Genomic DNA, 16888 nt, shown 5'->3' on the forward strand with positions numbered 1-16888 from the left:
CTGAAAAAATCCGGCTCTCAGCTCGGTTTGCGGAATTCGTTTTCTACCCAGACCGTTGCGCTGGCGCGGGTTAAGTTGAAATTCGGCGGCACACTCACTCGTGCCAGTTCTGTCCCGTCTTCATCCTGCGCGCTCAGTTGGGCGGAGGGATCGTCTTCATCGGGTGTGATGTCGAGCGTGATGGTGAAGCTCTTGCTTTGTGCGGTCGTTATCGTGACGCTCTTGTGCAGCATGGCGTGCAGTTGTTGTTCGTGCCGACGGCGGAATTCCGATGCGGTCTTGACCAGCGTGTTGAAAGCGGCGGTATCGAGCGGCTTGGGGTTTTTCTTGTCGCGGCCCATGGTCCAGGGGCCGACCAGTGCCGGCTCCTGCTCACCATCCTTGATCATTTCAACGGCCCATCCTTCTTCGTTGTCGTTCCTGATGATGCGGGCGGTCCAGCCGACGTCTATCCATAAGCGTGCTTCGTAGGTGGCACCGGTTTCGCTACCGGATTCGTCCTCGGGCGCGTCTTGCAAATCGGGGGAGGAGGCAGGGGAGTTGGTCATTTCTTGTACGCGGATGGCAAGAGGGGAAACCAGCAATTTTACTGTATTTATATACAGCAGTACGAGCTATTTTCATTCGCTCGATTGGTTTGCGGAAAAGGGGGACGCACTTCGCCCCCCCCCCTTCCCCAGCCCGCATCAAAAATGCAGGGCTAGGGTCAAACCCTAGACTGAAGCGCGCGCCTCACCGAACTTGAACAGCGAAAATACTTGCGTCAGTTTTTCAGTCTGCCGCGCCAGACTGGAAGACGATGCGGCTCCCTCGCCGACCAGGCTGAGGTTGCTGTGCGTGACTTGTTCCATTTGCGTAATGGCAATATTGACCTGATCGATGCCGTTGCTTTGCTCTGAACTGGCCGAAGTGATTTCGCCCATGATGGTGGTGACGCGCTGCACTGAATTCACGACGTCCTTCATGGTGTTGCCGGCATCGGCGACCAGATTGGTGCCAGCCTTGATTTTGTCGACGGTTTCGTTAATCAGCGTTTTTATTTCTTTTGCCGCACTGGCAGAGCGTTGCGCCAGATTGCGGACTTCGGTCGCTACCACCGCGAATCCACGCCCTTGTTCGCCGGCCCGGGCCGCTTCCACGGCGGCGTTCAAGGCGAGGATGTTGGTTTGGAACGCGATACTGTCGATCAGTCCGATGATGTCCACAATCTTAGTGGAAGCCGCACTGATCTCAGTCATCGTGGCGCCGACGGCCATCACGGCATCGCCTCCCTTGACCGCAATGACGGAGGAAGAGTGGGCCAATTCGTCCGCCTGCACGGCGCTGTGGGCATTTTGTTTGACGGTGGCGGCGAGCTGCTCCATCGTTGCGGCGGTTTCTTCCAGACTGGAGGCCTGTACTTCGGTGGTCTGCGACAGGTGCAGATTGCCTTCCGCCATATCTCTGATCGAGCTGTTGATGGAATGTACGTTCAGATTGACGTCGCCGATAATCGACTTCAAATTCAGTTTCAGCTGCTGCAAGGCGCGCAATAACATTCCCATGTCATCCGTCCTTTCAGACTCGAACTGAATGGTGAGGTCACCACCGGCCAGCGCCGATACTGCCTCGTTGGCTAGCCGGATAGGCTTGACCGTTGCGTCGTGCAAGATTTTCCAGACATACAAAGTCAATCCTATGCAGGCGGCTGTGAGCAGCAGGCCGACGCTGTCCGAACCACCGTTGAGCCGGTGCAGCGCAGCGCTTGCTAATGGATTCTGCAACAGAAATAAGGCCGCCAGACTCAACATGCAGCACGATAACTTGGTACTGAGCGAGATGGCGCGCGCCTTGATCAGCAGTCGGGGCAAGCCTGAGGCGACTACTGCGCCGTTATAGATAATCCGTTTGCCTGCTTTGCCTTGCCGGAATTCACGATAGGCTTGTCCGGCACCTTCGACCTGCGCCCGGCTGGGCTTGGTGCGCACGGACAAATAGCCGACGACGGCGCCGCGATCCCGGACCGGCGTGACGTTGGCATAGACCCAGTAGAAGTCGCCATTCTTGCAGCGATTTTTGACCACGCCGCTCCATGGCTTGCCGGCCTTGAGGAAACTCCACATATCGGCGAAGGCTTCTGTCGGCATATCGGGATGACGGACGATATTTTGCGGCGCGCCCAGCAGTTCCTGCTCCGAAAAACCGCACACCGTGGCGAAATAGGGATTGACGTAGGTGATGTTGCCCTGAAGATCGGTCTCGGAAACGATGGATTCGTTTTCTTCCAGAAGGTATTCAATCTCTGTTACCGGCAAGTTCATGCGCATAGGGATGCTCCGTTTGAATACATGGACCGAATATCGATCGCTAAAGCGCTTCCGATGAAGTGTGGCGGGCGATCTAAGCGCAGGGGAAAGCGTCAACCATCATTGCTTGCGGTGAGCGTTACCACCGGGGAATTCCGCTGGGAAATTCCACTGCGCAGTCCCTTAATCAGAGCGTCCTTAACAAATGAATTGCTTGCAATGCCTTGATGCTCTGGCTGCCGTTTTAGCTGCCGCTTTGGCTACTTTTATCAATACTTTTTAAGCGCTGGTGGCGCATGCGTTTGTATTTTTACTTCCGGGCGTCACAGGGTTATGATTGTAATCATCAATAATTCTATGAGTATTGATATAGATCAACTATTTCTCTACAATCAACGGAATATCCATCGCCAGATTTCTACCTTTTAAAGGTATTTTCAGTGGTGGCAGTTCGCTTATTTAATTGCGATTTAAACAACTTTATTTCGATTCATGCTCATCCCACATTTACCTAATCCACGCACCGGGCTTACGCTCTGCCTCGGTGTAAGCGCATGACTTCCCCCTTGGAACCGCCCACCGCACAGCCCACCGAAGCCCCCTGCAATCTCCTCTGCACGCCCACCCCCAATCCCCCGCTGATCTGTTCATGACCTTTACCCTGCTCGCCCTGCAAGGCTTCGGCGGCGTGCTGGCGATCGTCCAGCGCGAACTGGTGGAGCGAAAGCAATGGATGACCAACGAAGAGTTTGTGGAGGAGTGGTCGGTCGCGCAGATCATGCCGGGTCCTAACGTGGTCAATATTGCGCTGATGATTGGTGGACGTTATTTCGGCGTGCGCGGTGCGCTGGCGGCGCTGGCCGGTCTGCTCTGTTTCCCGCTGGTGCTGGTGTTGCTGCTGTCGTTCGGTTACACACAAATTGCCGCCTATCCGGGCGTGGCGGGCGCATTGCGCGGGATGGGGGCGGTGGCGTCGGGTCTGATCGGCGGTGCAGGCTTGAGAATGATCGTGGCGCTGCGCCGCAATGTAATGGGTCCGGTGGTGTGCGGTGTCCTCACCATTCTTGGCTTTGTCGCCACCGCATTGCTGCGGCTGCCGCTGGGTTATGTGCTGCTGGTGGTAGGCGGTTTCGCCTGTGTCTACTCCTATCGCGGTCTGAATTCATGAGCGCCTCTGTCGTCATGATCGCAGCGCACGAGTGGTGGCAGCTGTTTTCGCATTACGTTTTGCTGTCGATGCTGTCGATTGGCGGGGCGATTAGCACCGTCCCCGAAATGCACCGTTATCTGGTCGATCAGCATCACTGGCTCAGCGATGCGGATTTCAATGCCTCCATCGCTATCGCGCAGGCGGCGCCTGGTCCGAATCTGTTGTTTGTGGCGCTAATGGGCTGGAAAATCGGTTTGAACAGCGGTGGATTGGGTAACGCGCTTTTGGGGGCATCCGTCACCATGCTGGGCATCCTCTTGCCAAGCAGCACCATTACTTATCTCGCGGCGCGCTGGGGACACACCAACCGTAATGTCCGCGCAGTGCGCGCGTTCAAACAGGGCATGGCTCCGCTGGTGATTGCCCTGCTGCTCTCCACCAGCTGGATACTGGCCACCGCGCATCACGATATTCCGCGCGAATGGCCGCTTTGGCTGATCTCTGCCTGTACTGCGCTGATCGTCTGGCGGACGCGGATTCATCTCTTGTGGCTGCTTGCCATCGGCGCATTGCTGGGCTGGTTCGGCATACTTTAAAGAATCTCTTGTCCAGTACCGCGACCAGTGTCGTGACTCATCAAGCACGGACTTTCCCGCGCATCGATTTGACTTCCCCTCGCAGCGTCTTGCTTTGCAGCCTTTTGCGCTGCGAACTGCGGGTGGGACGCGTCGGCCGGCGCAGTACCGGCACCCGCGCAACGATCACGATCATTTCCTGCAAGCGCTGCAAGGCGTCCGCTTTGTTTTTTTCCTGCGTGCGGTGTACCTGGGCCTTGATGATGACGACGCCGTCCTTGCTGATGCGATGGTCTCTCAGCGCCAGCAGGCGTTGTTTCACATCGTCGGGCAAGGACGAAGCACGGATATCGAAGCGCAAGTGGATGGCGCTCGATACCTTGTTGACGTTCTGACCGCCCGCGCCCTGAGCGCGGATCGCGATGAGTTCGACTTCGTCCTCGGAAATGAAGAGTGTGAGAATGGCGGCAACCCGGTTTGGTAAAGCGTCATTCTACTGGCTACCGCCATAACGGCCTGCGGGAGAAGCTGATTTCCATACCGATTAGCGTACGATATGGCACCTCAGCCACTTCAGCCACCGTGGCCACCTCTTTGTGAAAGCACCATCATGTTGAAAAAACCGCTCTCCGTTCCCGAAGGCCCGGGCAAATCTGACGAAGAAATCGAAGAAGCCGCGATTCAACACTTAGCCGACCTGGCATTGCAGTTTGCCGCCGCCCAACGGCGCGGAACGACTTCTGCTGATTTGACGCAAGCGCAGGCAGATTGCCAGCGACTGCTGCGCAAAACATTGGCACAGGATCAGGACGACATCCTTTACGAAGCCCTGGATCGCTGCCGCTATGCGGACATCGATGCCTACCTGTGGCTCAAGGATGCCATTGAAGAAGCGGCCTCGGTGGCGCTGATTCGTGGGCAGGCCGGTCAGCAGTTCGAGATCAATGCATTCCTCATTCCGCTGTTCGCCCATTCGACCGGCGGTCTGGAACGGGACAAAAATTTCCAGAATCAGCAAGCCTTCGATCGGCTCACTAAAAGTTTTACCGAAGCCGGTCTGGAAAGCCCGACTGCCCGCGTGGTGCTGGTCAATCATGCCTACCCTCTGGAGCAAATCGATCGCATTACCTACTGCCAATTGAGCAGCATGGTGCGCGAGGCCTATGCCTCCATGACGAATGCCAAAATGGCGGCGGCCCCGGCGATTGCCGCCAGTATCGGGGAATGGCAAGAGAGTGATTTCGGCCCGGAAGATTCGGCGATTGAACTGCGGTTCCTGTTGGGCTTTGCCTTGAAGACCGAGGACGATCCGTTTTATTTGCCCCCCGCAGATGATGCCGGCAGCGACGCCTACTTTTCAGCGCGGTAAAAAAGCTTTCAAGTCTGGACTGAGAAAATGACGGCTATCGTCCAGAATTGCCTGGGAATGGATGAGAAAAAAAGCGACGTGCATTTCATGTATCAGGATCTGTTCCACGGGGCCAAGGAAACGGCGATAGCGGAATGGTCGATGCTGGAAATGATGGCGCAACTGAATCAGGGCCTGCAAAGTCACGATTTGACTGCCGCAGATTCGGAAGCCGCGATGGCGATTATCGAACAAGAAGGCGATGCCCTCGTGCAGGTGAATCTTTACTCCCGCGCACTGCATCTGTTATTGGCCCAGGTAGATATGCCGCTGGCTATCGCCGCCGATCTGACGACGCTGCTGGCCGATATTAATGATGCCTTGGGTACGGTGGGCATCACAGCAGTGCATTTTGCCGATGGCTTTGATGCCAATAATCAGCCGCTGGGTTTGCGTCCGTTCGAGCTGGGAAACATCACCTGATCCCAGGCCTCAATTGCGCATGATTGGCCTTGTTAACCGAAAAAACCTAAGGGGTTCTACGTAGGCCAATGCCCAGGCGCGATCAAAAGTGCCTGATTGCAACAATTTCGTCTACTATCGGGCGTCTGATTCGAATACGAGTCCCCATTTTTCACAAAAACACGAACTCAACGAAAGACGCTTCAATGCCCGATACCACCAGCAAGACCGATTCAAATGCTGATGCTAAGCACCCCAAGGGCAAAACCAAAAAACCGCTTCTGAAGCGTCGATTAAAACTCTCCGACATTAACGTGGTTAACAAGGCGAGACTGAAAAAAGCGCTCGGGGGAACCATCGTCGGCAATACGATGGAATGGTATGACGTCGGTGTGTTCGGCTACCTGATCACGACGATGGGCCCGGTATTCCTGCCCAAGGCAGACAAGACCGTGCAGACGCTGTTCCTGCTCGGCACCTTCGCCGCGACTTTCATCGCCCGCCCGCTCGGTGGCGTCTTTTTCGGCTGGCTCGGAGATAAAATCGGCCGCCAGAAGGTGCTGTCGATGACGCTGATCATGATGGCGGCATCCACTTTCGCGGCAGGTATTCTGCCCAGCTACGCGATGGTCGGCATGCTCGCGGCTGCGCTGCTCGTCCTCACCAAACTGATTCAGGGTTTCTCCACCGGCGGCGAGTATGCCGGTGCCACCACCTTCGTCAGCGAGTACTCGCCTGACAAGCACCGCGGCTTCTTCGCCAGTCTGCTCGATATGGGCAGTTATCTTGGCTTCGCTATCGGCGCTGCGCTCGTCTCGGTTCTGCAATACACCCTGGGACAATCGGTCATGGAGGAGTGGGGTTGGCGCATTCCCTTCCTCATCGGCGGACCACTCGGTCTGATTGCCATCTGGTTCCGACTGAAGATCAAGGAATCCCCCACCTTCCAGGCCACCTTGGATGCCAAGGAACAGGCAGCCACGGACACGTCCGTGAAAGAAGCACCGGCCGAATCCAACGGCCCGGTCAGTACCTTCAAGGAACACTGGCGCGGAATCATCGTCGCGATGGTCCTGGTCGCCGCGGCAAACAGTCTGGGCTACGCCCTCACCTCTTACATGCCGACTTACCTGACCTCGACCATGGGGTACGACGAACTGCACGGAACGCTGCTGACTATCCCTATCCTTATCATCATGGCCTTGTGCATTCCACTGACAGGCCGTCTCTCCGATAAAATTGGTCGCCGCCCGGTGCTATGGGTGGGTGCGATTACCGCCATCCTGCTGTCGATTCCCGCGTTCCTGCTGATCGGCGTCGGTAATGTTTGGTCAACTCTGCTTGGTCTGGCGCTGATCGCCCTGCCTGTCACGTTCTACGTCGCTAACCTTGCCTCGGCTCTGCCGGCGCTGTTCCCGACCGAAAGTCGCTACGGAGCCATGGGAATCGCCTATAACTTCGCGGTCGCTATCTTCGGCGGTACTACGCCGTTCATCATCGCGGCACTGATCGCCGCCACCGGTAACGACATGATGCCGGCGTACTACCTGATGGCGACATCCATCCTGGGTGGTATCGCCGTCTTTTTCATGAAAGAGACTGCCGGACGTCCGCTGCTCGGCTCGATGCCGAGCGTGGATTCGGTCGCCGAGGCACGTGAGCTGGTTGCCACTCAGGACGACAACCCCAACATCGACACGGACGAAATGCCCTTCGATCACACGTATGAACCGCCGGCGGTATCGACAGAACCCGCCGCCGAGCCGGGACCGCTGAAGGCTTAGCTTAGCCTGCGACAGCAGTGTTAGCGGATGCCGTCCCCGGTTCTCAGCAGCCGCAGATTGATGCGGGTTTGCGGCAAGGCCGGGGCAAAGGAGTGGCGTGTGGTTTTATGCGGCAAGATGCGATGTTCTTCCAGGATGGCCCGGTAAATGTGAACGATGTCGAACGGGTCGTCGCTCTGCCAGTGTCTGACGCTAACGCGAGGGTCTCGGTAATCGAGCAATACGCAAGGTGCGAAAGCCAGACCAAGCAAACTGGCGGCGCATATCCGGTGGTTGCCATCCATGATGATGCCAGTATCGCGTTCTACCGGCAAAGGCGAAGTCCAGATATCTTCGGCGGAAATGGTGGCAGCCAGACGCCGCACATTCTCGTCATCGACCTGTTCCGATCGCCGCAAAAAACTGAGTGGTTTCAACACCACGCGGTAAGAAGCGGCAGCAAGGAGGGGGTTGTTGTTTTTCATGTCGCAGACTAACGCGATGCCATCGCGATAAATTTCTGAGCGGACAATGACGGCGCTACTCTGAGCATGTCGATATGGGGAATACCTGCATCATCATATTGAGAACCGACGGCACGAAAACCAAGACGTCCGTAGAACTCTTGCAAATGAAATTGCGCTGAAAGTGCGATATCTCTCCCGCAATACAATCTCTCGGATTGCGCAAGTGCGCGCCGCATCAAATCGGAACCCGTCCCCCTGCTGCGCCATGAGGGTGTGACAAGAACACGGCCAATTGCCGGCTGCGGACACGCTGTGTGGGGAGGCACGATGCGCGCATAGGCTTGTATTCCTGCAGAGGTACGGCCACATCCATGCAGAGAGATCGAATCCAGACCATCGGCATCCTGATACACGCAGTTTTGTTCGATCAGGAATATGCGTTGGCGCAATATCATCACTTCATACAGCTGCCTGGCTGTCATATCGGAAAACGCAATCCATTGCCACTCCAATTCGGATGATTCGGTCTGCATCAGGCTGTGGCTTGGGCTGTAGTTTGGACTGTGGATGGGTTCAGTTTGCATAATCGAAATCTCCTCTGGAAACGGCGATCCGTTTGCTTTTCAGAATGCGCCTGAAGCGGTGCAATAGCTGCATGGCCGTCATCAGCAATCCCAATGTGAGTCCGACCCAAATACCGGATGCGCCGAAAGAAAAATATTTTCCAAGCAACCAGGCAATCGGAAAACCAATCCCCCAATAGCCAAAGAGGGTAATGACAAAACTGCTGCGTGTTTCTCCTGCGCCGCGCAATATGCCAATGCCGATGTTTTGTGCGCAATCAAAAAACTGCAACATCCCGGCAATCATCAGCAAAGGCAAGGCATTACTCATCAGTACCATCCGGTCAGTTCCCTCCGAAAAAAACAAACTCAGCACTTGATGGGGCCAGCGGAGATAGATTGCCCCCACGACCGCCATGCAGACCAACCCGAGAGCCAGTCCCGTGTAGGCAAGACTGGCCGATTGCTCTACTTGCTTCAAGGCCCAGGAACGACTGATGCAGATGGATGTGGCTTGCGAAATACCCACCGAAATCATGAATACGATGTACACCGCCTGATTGACGATGGTATGCGCGGCGAGGGCATCGGCACTAATGCTGCCGACCAGCAGCAGCAGCACTAAAAAAAAACCCGCTTCCGATCCATACGTCGCAGCCACAGGTAAGCCCGCGCGCCACAGGCGGATGACATCTGCACGGCGTGGGTGCCACTGTCTCCATGACAGGTAGGGGGCCATTTCCTTGTCGCGCCGGATGATTGTCAGAAACAGGAAGAAGGAAAAAAAATTGACTGTGGTGGTGGAACAGGCGATGCCAATCAGTCCCAATGCCGGCATCCCGAGATACCCGAACATCAGCACAAAGTTGAGTGCCGCGTTGACTGCCACTGCCAATAAGGTAATCAGCAGCAACGGGCCGGGACGCCGCAAACCGATAGTGAAATTGCGCAATGTCTGAAACCACAGCAAAGGCACAATCCCCGGCGCCACAAAAACCAGATAATCTGCGGCCCGGGCGGCCACGCCGGCATTTTGTCCCAACCATGCCAATCCAGTACCGGCTACTAGCATGAGGCCCCAAAAGAAGAGCCCCGCAATAGTCGCCATAAGAAAGCTGCTGTACAACAGAGCGCGCAACTCGGACTCGCGGGATGAAGGTCGGATAGTGCCGACACTGGCTGCCGCTACCATGTTGCCGGTGGGCGTTACCAGTCCGACACCCATCGAACGTAGAAAACCGAATATCGATACGGCCAAGCCGCCGGCCGCCAGATCAATCGGTTCCAACATCCCCATCATGGCAATGTCCGTTGTTGATAAGGCGACCTGGGACAACTGCGTGAGGATCAAAGGAAACGCCAAAGCGGTAATGCATTTACTATCCGCCCGCCATTGCGCCACACTCATGCCGACACGGTAATCTGTTCCAGCAATTGGTCCAGTTCCCGTTCGACGCCTGAATCCAACAGATCGCGTTTATCCATCCATTCATCGTTGAATACGGTATCGAGATATTTTTCACCGCCATCGCACACCAGCACGACTAAGGTGCTCCCGGGAGGTGCGACTTCCAGCCTTTTGATCGCCTGATAAATGACCCCGCCGGCAGACCCACCCGTCATGAGCGAAAATTTACGTGCCAGGTAGCGACTCGTGTTGAAGGCTTGCCGATCCGATACTTTTAAACCTTCATCCAGTAAATCGTAATCAACCAGCGCGCCGATTTCAGCACCTTCCGGCGTCCCTGTTCCCGACTGATAATAGGCCGCTCCGGGACCGCCAAAGGCAATCGAGCCGTGAGGTTCTACGCCGATCACGCGCAACGCGGGCAAGAGCGTTTTAAGAACTCTTGCGGTGCCGAACAGGGAACCGCCGGTACCTACTGCGCCGACAAGATGTGTCATCTCTTGGCCCAGTACCTTTTGCAATTCTTCAGCGACATCACGATAAGCATGTCCATTGGCGGGATTGTTATGCTGCTCTGTCCAATAGGCTCCTTGCTCGGCTGCGATCTTTGCGGCCAGTGCTTCGCGGTCTGCAGTTGCCAGCTCATCGTTGTCGCCCGTGTCGACATACATAATTTCTGCGCCGTAAGCCTGCATCGTACGAATTTTATCGGCCGCAGCATGGCGGTCCACAACGGCGGTAAAACGATATCCCCGCTCCGCCGACAACAGCGCCAGCCCCATGCCGGTATTGCCGGAAGTCGATTCGATCACCCATCCGCCCGGCTTGAGTAAGCCCTGTTGTTCTGCCTCATCCAGCATCTGTCTGGCGATACGGATTTTTGCACTGCCGGTGGGATTGAATTGCTCAAGCTTGAGTAGAAGGCGACTGCCAAAACGGGTACGTATCAATTCCAGCAAAGGGGTATTTCCGATGAGGTCCGATGATCGTGTAACGATGGACAAAGACTGCTGCAGAGGATGGCGATCCATATTTATCTTCCTTGTAAGTGCGTTAATACGCAGGGGTAGATCCGCTGACGCCATCGAGCCGCCAACGGGGCCGATCGGAGTTGAGGTTGACAACTATTTTGGCGGGCAGAGGCAAGTCATGAAACGGGGATTCATTGGAATCCATTTGATAGCCGGCAGTGTTGGTGTACACCAGCAAATCGCCAGCAGCGGGACGGCGAGGGAATACTATTTTGCGCCAGCTCAGCATGTCGGAATCGAGGCAGCTGGCACCACCAACGCAGGCGGGATAGGGGATAGGGTCGCTTTGTTGCTCGTCGAAAAAATCGAAAGTGTCTCTATTGAGCAGAAGTGGGTCGGGAAAATATTCGCTGTTAAACCATTGTTCGGACAAACTGAAACTGGTAGCGCCTACCGTAATGATGCCGTAAGGAGGCATCGTTCCCGCAGCAGCTCTGTCCTTGACGCCTTGCACGGCAAAGACGCTGAAACCAGCCTGATCAAGCAGCGCCCGCCCGGGCTCTGCCAATAACCGAATTCCATGTGACTGTAAGCGCTGCGCCAGAGTCAGGCCTGTTGCGGTTTGTCGGGCAAAGAGGATGTCGGCAAGCATACCGGCACCGTGACTCTCTGAGTAGTAGGGATAAAAGTCAGAGAAAGATTTTCCGGCATGGTAATGCGTGGGCTGTTGCATGGCGATGAAGGCAGTCCAATGCGCCTGCTCCGCGTAACGTACTGCAAAGCCACCGCCGATATTGACGGTGCTGCAATCGACGAGGCCCCTCATGCGTGCGGCCTGGCAATAGTCGATTAACTGATGTGCTGCCGTCGAGCGCTGGTCAGGGACATAGCCTGACAGGTGGAATGAAAACCCCTCCAGAGTGATGTCGCTGCTCGCGTCGGTGCAGACTTGCAATGCGGCCTCGCATTCCGCTGAAGATAGTCCGAAGCGACTCTCTGGCTGCGCTGAAGGGTGTATGCGTAACAGACAACGACCACGACAACCCGTCTGTCGCGCCAGGGCGATAAATCCATGCAACTCATCCAGACTGTCGATGGCAACCAGGCATCGCTGGCGAATCGCCAACAGGAGCAAATCGGTCTGCTTTGCCGGACCGCTGATTCCGATATGCTCCCCGGGCACGCCGCAAGCCAATGCCTGCGTTACTTCCTGCAGACTGGCAGCGTCAATGCCGATACCTAATTGCGGACAGCATTCGACAAAGCAACGCGCTTTATTGGCTTTTTTGGCGTAGAGAATCAGTCCGTCTACCTGAACTGATTCCAATACGTTTTGAAACCGTTTTACCGTGTCGCAAAAAATTTGGGGTAATACGATGTGGATTCCAGAACCAAATCCGGCAACCAGATCGGTAATATATTCCTGCTGCTTATAAATAAAATGGCGAACTGCCGGGTGAAGAATCGAGGGCAATGACGGTAGCCTCATGCCAGCGTCTATTTCAGTTTCTAATTGAGTTTGTTGGACAGTCGATTGCTTCATCGATATCTCACCACATTTGTACGGTTCGGCCCAAACCTTGTGCGCTGGCGCGCTCGACAAACAGGCGACCTAGTGCGATATCGGTAATTACCATGCCACTGTTATAGGCGAAAATTCGTTGGTCCTGATCATGCCGTCCCGATTGCGACCCTGAGAGAATGTCGGGCAATTCGGCGTCAACCGCAGGCAATTTTCCATCGGAGTCCACCAGATCGGCTCCGGTGATCTGCATCTGGGCTTCGTTAGTTGCAATGCGATAATCTGCCTTGTGCAGCAGATCGGGATGAAGCCCGTATCCGACCAAAATGCTGAGGGCGCCCGGTTTGAGCCAATCGTGTTGTACCCGTGCCAGAGAACGAGGGCCGGCAGCGCCGATAATGATATCTGCCACGCCTGCTTCGGCTCGCAAATTCGTCGAAACTTCGACCGTACGATTCGGATGGAATCGCTTCATTTTTTCCACTACCGCATTCACGCCTTCCGTATGTCGGCCATGTACGATAAGACGTTTCAATTGCGGCATCGCCGTCGCCAGAAATGGCAATGCCATCTGCCCCTGTGTGCCACAGCCAATCACCAAGGCGCACTCGGCATTGCGTTGAGCGCATTCCCGTGCGATCAAAGCAGATGCGGCAGGTGTTCGTAGTCCGCCTACCAGACTGCAATCCATCAACGCGAGAGGCAATCCGGTTGCATCGTCAAATAACAAAAGCGAGGTGTAATATTTCTGCCCATTCTGCCCATTTTTGCCGGGATTACCATGGAATTTATAGGATGATTTGAGTCCTATCGTTCCGCGTTGGCCATCCCGTCCCAGCATCGCGTAAGAGACAGAGCGACCGTCTTTTCCATTAGTCGTTAGCTTGCGCGGATTATCAGACAGACCTGCTGAGTAAGCCTTATATGCTGCGTCAATCGCATACAAAATTTCCGTGAGCGAAAAATCGACTTTACTCATATCGTGCTTGTTGAACACCTGCAAACTGCCATCCTCTGGCGCAGTATTAAAAATCAAAATAGTCTCCATTTATCATTCGGAAATTCGCTGTCCTGCATAGAAAAATCAATCGCAAAAAAATATCGCTGAAATGAAGTGACTTGAATATGGGGAAGCATCTGCAGCACATCAAAGAAAACATCTCAGACAATATGCCGACTCAATGCACTTTCGCGATAGGGCAGCGAGGCACGTAAATTGAGGGTGACATTGACACGCCTCAGCCAACGTTGACGCGGCCCATAGTGAGGTAAATAAACTGACCGGCCATGTACTGCGCGCTTGTTATCGATCCACAACATATCGCCAGGCTGCATGACGATGCTATTTTTTTTATCATCGAACTGGCGTAGTAACCAGTCGAAAGCCTCCGCTGCCTCAGCATCCCCTTCAATGGCACACATGAAGGCTTCATCTACTTGTATGAACGGTTTTTCACGCGAACCTGACAGCACCGGGACCGGTTGCGGATCGGCATACATACATTGGATCCGCGCGAAGGCGTGATCATCCAGACGCCAGTGCGCACTGACATTTTGATCCGGGAAATGCGACTTATCGGGACGGATGGTGTAGCGCGGCGCGGCCAGAATTGCCCATTTTTCATCCGGGATGGCGATGTCGCCCACATAGGACAATATGGTTTGCGCCTGCTCGTCATTCCGATAACACAGGATGGATAAAAAATCGCCCCGGCATTCATGGAATGCTTCTTCGTTATGCCAGACGAGCGTGACACTGCTGCCACCGCCAAGTTGCTCTTCGCTTTCTTTTAGAACCGGAACAATGTGGCGCAGGAAGCGGCCATTTTCTTGCGTTCTCCATCCGAATATATCGCCCAGTACGGCACTCAGCAGGCATTGCGTCACCTCCTCTCGCAAGGTCGGCGGATTACGCCAGGGAGCATCCCAATGTTGCGGCGAAGGGCCGATGCGATGATCATCCACAGCAATCCCGCGCAGCAATACCGCACCGCACTGCAAATGCATGTATTTGAAACGATGTGCGAGTTCGCGCAAACGACGTGGCAATTGTTGCGCTGACAGACTGCAGGCATCTGCAAATTCGGCCGTCTCAACGCTACCAAAATTGTGCAGTAATTCATCAACGATAGCCTCGATTGACAAGCGCTCCCGGGGAGCCAGGCAATGCACATAAGGGGATTCTGGTTTTGAAGCTACTTTAAAATTGGGCATGCCGCTTCTCCTACTCCTGTCGACCACATCGATAATTCGGCGCTAACAAGCGCTGATGAGATTAGCTGGCGTAGGCTGGCGAATTTCGTTCATTTCCGTGAAATATTTTTATCCGAAAAAACCACATTAGAATCAGAAAATAGAGATTCGCGACAACATCAATTTTAAAAAATAAACTGATATATTTACAAATAAATAGCCGTGCCACCACGCCGAAAACAATAGCATGCGCATTCAAAAACCGAAGCTGATTTCCAACACAAACACGACAAACGGTGATTTTTCAGCTGAGCATTGAAATAAATTCTTTTTTTTTTCGATAAATATTTCGCAAGCGCTCTTATTCACTGCATCAACCAACAAATTCGTTCTCAAATGGATAGGGAATTTCGGGCAAATCTGCAGACCCTTTTTAAAAGCCAGGGAAGCCTTGATTGCTTGAAGCGGCTCGTATAAATTCAGAAAAAATGTAGCCATTTTTGCGTGAAGTGCATACCGCAATCCTGATTTTTTCTCGTGCTCGCCTCATCAGAGTCTCATTGAAAATCTGTTCTGGCTATGCGATTGATGCGTGCGAGGACGGCGGGAGGAAGAGCCGGCCAGGAGAGCATTAGCAACTAAGGCATATAATGATCATCTGTCCGAATAGTCACCGTTACGCCCATGATCTCTGAACTACAGCAACTTTCCGATAAAGTAGCCCAACTGGCTGCATTGACTTCGTCATTGCGCCAAGAAAACGCAGAATTACGTTCGCAAATTCATTTACTCGACGTAGAAAAATCGGAATTAGCTACACGTATTGATGCTGCACATGCAAGAGTCTCCACGCTACTCAGCATGATGCCGTCAATAGAGCCACCACCAGAGCTATCCGTTGATTCCAACAGCGAGGAAACCGCATGATCCAGCTCCCCGTCAATATTATGGGTACGTCCTACACGCTGGCTTGCCAGGAAGGACAGGAGCCTGCGTTGCAACTGGCAGTCGCTTACCTTGATGAAAAAATGTGCTCCATTCGCGACATGGGAAAAATCAAAGGTACGGATCGTATCGCGGTAACAGCAGCCCTCGGGATTGCCGCCGAATTGTTATCGACTCGGCATGATTCTGGGCCACTCGCTGGCCTGACTCTGGCCGAGTGGAAGCTGAATGTTTCAGCAATGCATACCCTGCTGGACCAGGCACTGACCCCTCAAGAAAATTTATTTTGAATGCGCAGACAGCGTCTTCATTGCGAAACTAACAAGCTTGCCTCCAGCCCAGTGCCTACACACTGTATTCATCAGATCAGTAATTATTGTTTTCTTTCAACAAAAACAGTTTGACACGCAGGGGCTTTAGCGTAGACTTAGTGACTCCTGCCGTGTTCGCGAGTGTCATAATTCCTTGAACCATTTATGTGCATAGGCTGTGGAATATTGTTTGATGGGCGTGAGCGTCGCTAGACCGATGAACCCGAAATTGAACTGACTGCAGCCACCTTGAACCGTTTGGTTCAGGATGCCGGCACAGCGGCACTGGCGGGGCTTTATTTGATGGAAGATGTAAATGAAAACGACCGCGAAAGCGGTCGTTTTTTTATGCCCGTACATTGTCGAACCTTAAACTATTTCTTCTTCAGGTTACTGCTGCAAACCAAACCAAACCAACTCAGGTTGGTTTTTTTGGCACAGCAGGTCGCTCCCGACCGACTTCAGCAATCGCATCCTGGAACTCCGACAAATCCTCAAAGCTTTTATAGACCGATGCAAACCGGATATAGGCAACCTTATCCAGCCGCTTCAACTCACGCATCACCAACTCACCAACGTGACCGGATACCACTTCACGGGCTCCGCTCGATAGCAGTTTTTCCTGAATGCTATGAATCGCCTGATCAACCGCTTCCGCAGAAACGGGGCGTTTACGCAATGCCAGCATCAGACTAGCGCGCAGCTTGGCAGTTTCGAACTCCGTCCGGCTACCGTTTTTCTTGACGATCACCGGCATCGTCAACTCAATCCGCTCAAACGTCGTGAAGCGCTTGTCGCAATGCTCGCAACGCCTCCGGCGACGAATCGTGTCACCCTCTTCCGAAGCGCGGGTATCGACTACCGACGTATCGTCGTGATTGCAAAAAGGACATTTCATCAGACTCTCCCCATGCACCATCAATAA

At 54.1% G+C, this 16888-nt stretch carries 19 protein-coding genes and 1 other RNA gene; 8 read left to right on the forward strand and 12 right to left on the reverse strand.

Going from position 1 to position 16888, the window contains the following annotated elements; all coding sequences use genetic code 11:
* Window positions 1-17: 17 nt before the first annotated feature.
* Both RGU70_RS16815 and RGU70_RS16820 read right to left on the reverse strand, forming a co-directional pair.
* Window positions 18-548: a hypothetical protein gene (locus RGU70_RS16815; protein WP_322210521.1), complete on the reverse strand. Its 531-nt coding sequence runs from the start codon at window positions 546-548 to the stop codon at window positions 18-20.
* A 165-nt stretch (window positions 549-713) separates the two neighbouring features.
* The gene (locus RGU70_RS16820) at window positions 714-2306 is read right to left on the reverse strand and encodes a methyl-accepting chemotaxis protein (RefSeq protein ID WP_322210522.1); all 1593 of its coding nucleotides are present in this window, start codon (window positions 2304-2306) and stop codon (window positions 714-716) included.
* Window positions 2307-2934: 628 nt separating this feature from the next.
* On the opposite strand from RGU70_RS16820, the gene RGU70_RS16825 reads away from it, so the two are divergent.
* Window positions 2935-3453, forward strand: coding sequence for a chromate transporter (locus RGU70_RS16825; protein ID WP_322210523.1), 519 nt, complete (start codon window positions 2935-2937; stop codon window positions 3451-3453).
* A complete protein-coding gene (locus tag RGU70_RS16830; protein ID WP_322210524.1) occupies window positions 3450-4031 on the forward strand; it encodes a chromate transporter in 582 nt (193 codons plus the stop codon). Before RGU70_RS16825 ends, RGU70_RS16830 begins: the two co-directional genes overlap by 4 nt.
* A 40-nt stretch (window positions 4032-4071) precedes the next feature.
* On the opposite strand, the gene arfB is transcribed toward RGU70_RS16830, so the two are convergent.
* Window positions 4072-4473, reverse strand: coding sequence for an alternative ribosome rescue aminoacyl-tRNA hydrolase ArfB (arfB, locus tag RGU70_RS16835; RefSeq protein ID WP_322210843.1), 402 nt, complete (start codon window positions 4471-4473; stop codon window positions 4072-4074).
* A gap of 147 nt (window positions 4474-4620) precedes the next feature.
* On the opposite strand from arfB, the gene RGU70_RS16840 reads away from it, so the two are divergent.
* The 3 genes from RGU70_RS16840 to RGU70_RS16850 all read left to right on the forward strand — a co-directional run bounded on the left by RGU70_RS16840 (window position 4621) and on the right by RGU70_RS16850 (window position 7604).
* Window positions 4621-5379, forward strand: coding sequence for a hypothetical protein (locus tag RGU70_RS16840; protein WP_322210525.1), 759 nt, complete (start codon window positions 4621-4623; stop codon window positions 5377-5379).
* A 27-nt stretch (window positions 5380-5406) separates the two neighbouring features.
* Window positions 5407-5841 carry a hypothetical protein gene (locus RGU70_RS16845; RefSeq protein ID WP_322210526.1) on the forward strand — a complete coding sequence of 145 codons (435 nt, stop codon included), beginning with the start codon at window positions 5407-5409 and terminating at the stop codon, window positions 5839-5841.
* Window positions 5842-6134: 293 nt separating this feature from the next.
* Window positions 6135-7604, forward strand: a complete 1470-nt coding sequence (locus tag RGU70_RS16850; RefSeq protein ID WP_322210527.1) for an MFS transporter — start codon at window positions 6135-6137, stop codon at window positions 7602-7604.
* Window positions 7605-7624: 20 nt separating this feature from the next.
* On the opposite strand, the gene RGU70_RS16855 is transcribed toward RGU70_RS16850, so the two are convergent.
* The 8 genes from RGU70_RS16855 to RGU70_RS16890 form a co-directional block, all read right to left on the reverse strand.
* Window positions 7625-8068 carry a transcriptional regulator gene (locus RGU70_RS16855; RefSeq protein ID WP_322210528.1) on the reverse strand — a complete coding sequence of 148 codons (444 nt, stop codon included), beginning with the start codon at window positions 8066-8068 and terminating at the stop codon, window positions 7625-7627.
* 8 nt (window positions 8069-8076) lie between these two features.
* Window positions 8077-8634, reverse strand: a complete 558-nt coding sequence (locus RGU70_RS16860; protein ID WP_322210529.1) for a GNAT family N-acetyltransferase — start codon at window positions 8632-8634, stop codon at window positions 8077-8079.
* Window positions 8624-10021, reverse strand: coding sequence for an MATE family efflux transporter (locus tag RGU70_RS16865; RefSeq protein WP_322210530.1), 1398 nt, complete (start codon window positions 10019-10021; stop codon window positions 8624-8626). Before RGU70_RS16865 ends, RGU70_RS16860 begins: the two co-directional genes overlap by 11 nt.
* Window positions 10018-11052 (reverse strand): cysteine synthase family protein, encoded by a 1035-nt coding sequence (locus tag RGU70_RS16870; protein ID WP_322210531.1) that lies wholly within the window; start codon window positions 11050-11052, stop codon window positions 10018-10020. The genes RGU70_RS16865 and RGU70_RS16870 overlap by 4 nt, the downstream gene beginning before the upstream one ends.
* A 22-nt stretch (window positions 11053-11074) precedes the next feature.
* Window positions 11075-12481 (reverse strand): alanine racemase, encoded by a 1407-nt coding sequence (locus RGU70_RS16875; RefSeq protein WP_322210532.1) that lies wholly within the window; start codon window positions 12479-12481, stop codon window positions 11075-11077.
* Window positions 12482-12542: 61 nt separating this feature from the next.
* The gene (locus RGU70_RS16880) at window positions 12543-13562 is read right to left on the reverse strand and encodes an ornithine cyclodeaminase family protein (protein WP_322210533.1); all 1020 of its coding nucleotides are present in this window, start codon (window positions 13560-13562) and stop codon (window positions 12543-12545) included.
* Between the two features lie 113 nt (window positions 13563-13675).
* A complete protein-coding gene (locus RGU70_RS16885; protein ID WP_322210534.1) occupies window positions 13676-14728 on the reverse strand; it encodes a TauD/TfdA family dioxygenase in 1053 nt (350 codons plus the stop codon).
* Window positions 14729-14962: 234 nt separating this feature from the next.
* On the reverse strand, window positions 14963-15205 hold the full coding sequence (locus tag RGU70_RS16890; RefSeq protein ID WP_322210535.1) for a hypothetical protein: 243 nt from the start codon (window positions 15203-15205) through the stop codon (window positions 14963-14965).
* Between the two features lie 186 nt (window positions 15206-15391).
* Here RGU70_RS16890 and RGU70_RS16895 point away from each other — a divergent pair, with 186 nt between their 5' ends.
* The 3 genes from RGU70_RS16895 to ssrS all read left to right on the forward strand — a co-directional run bounded on the left by RGU70_RS16895 (window position 15392) and on the right by ssrS (window position 16262).
* Window positions 15392-15634 (forward strand): DUF904 domain-containing protein, encoded by a 243-nt coding sequence (locus RGU70_RS16895; protein ID WP_322210536.1) that lies wholly within the window; start codon window positions 15392-15394, stop codon window positions 15632-15634.
* Complete coding sequence (locus RGU70_RS16900; protein ID WP_322210537.1) at window positions 15631-15942, forward strand: cell division protein ZapA; 312 nt, start codon at window positions 15631-15633, stop codon at window positions 15940-15942. Before RGU70_RS16895 ends, RGU70_RS16900 begins: the two co-directional genes overlap by 4 nt.
* Before the next feature lie 141 nt (window positions 15943-16083).
* A non-coding RNA gene (gene ssrS, locus RGU70_RS16905) (6S RNA) lies at window positions 16084-16262 on the forward strand.
* A 119-nt stretch (window positions 16263-16381) separates the two neighbouring features.
* On the opposite strand, the gene nrdR is transcribed toward ssrS, so the two are convergent.
* A complete protein-coding gene (gene nrdR / locus RGU70_RS16910) occupies window positions 16382-16861 on the reverse strand; it encodes a transcriptional regulator NrdR (protein ID WP_322210538.1) in 480 nt (159 codons plus the stop codon).
* Window positions 16862-16888 lie beyond the last annotated feature (27 nt).

Source organism: Herbaspirillum sp. RTI4, from assembly GCF_034313965.1.
Lineage (GTDB): Bacteria > Pseudomonadota > Gammaproteobacteria > Burkholderiales > Burkholderiaceae_D > Herbaspirillum.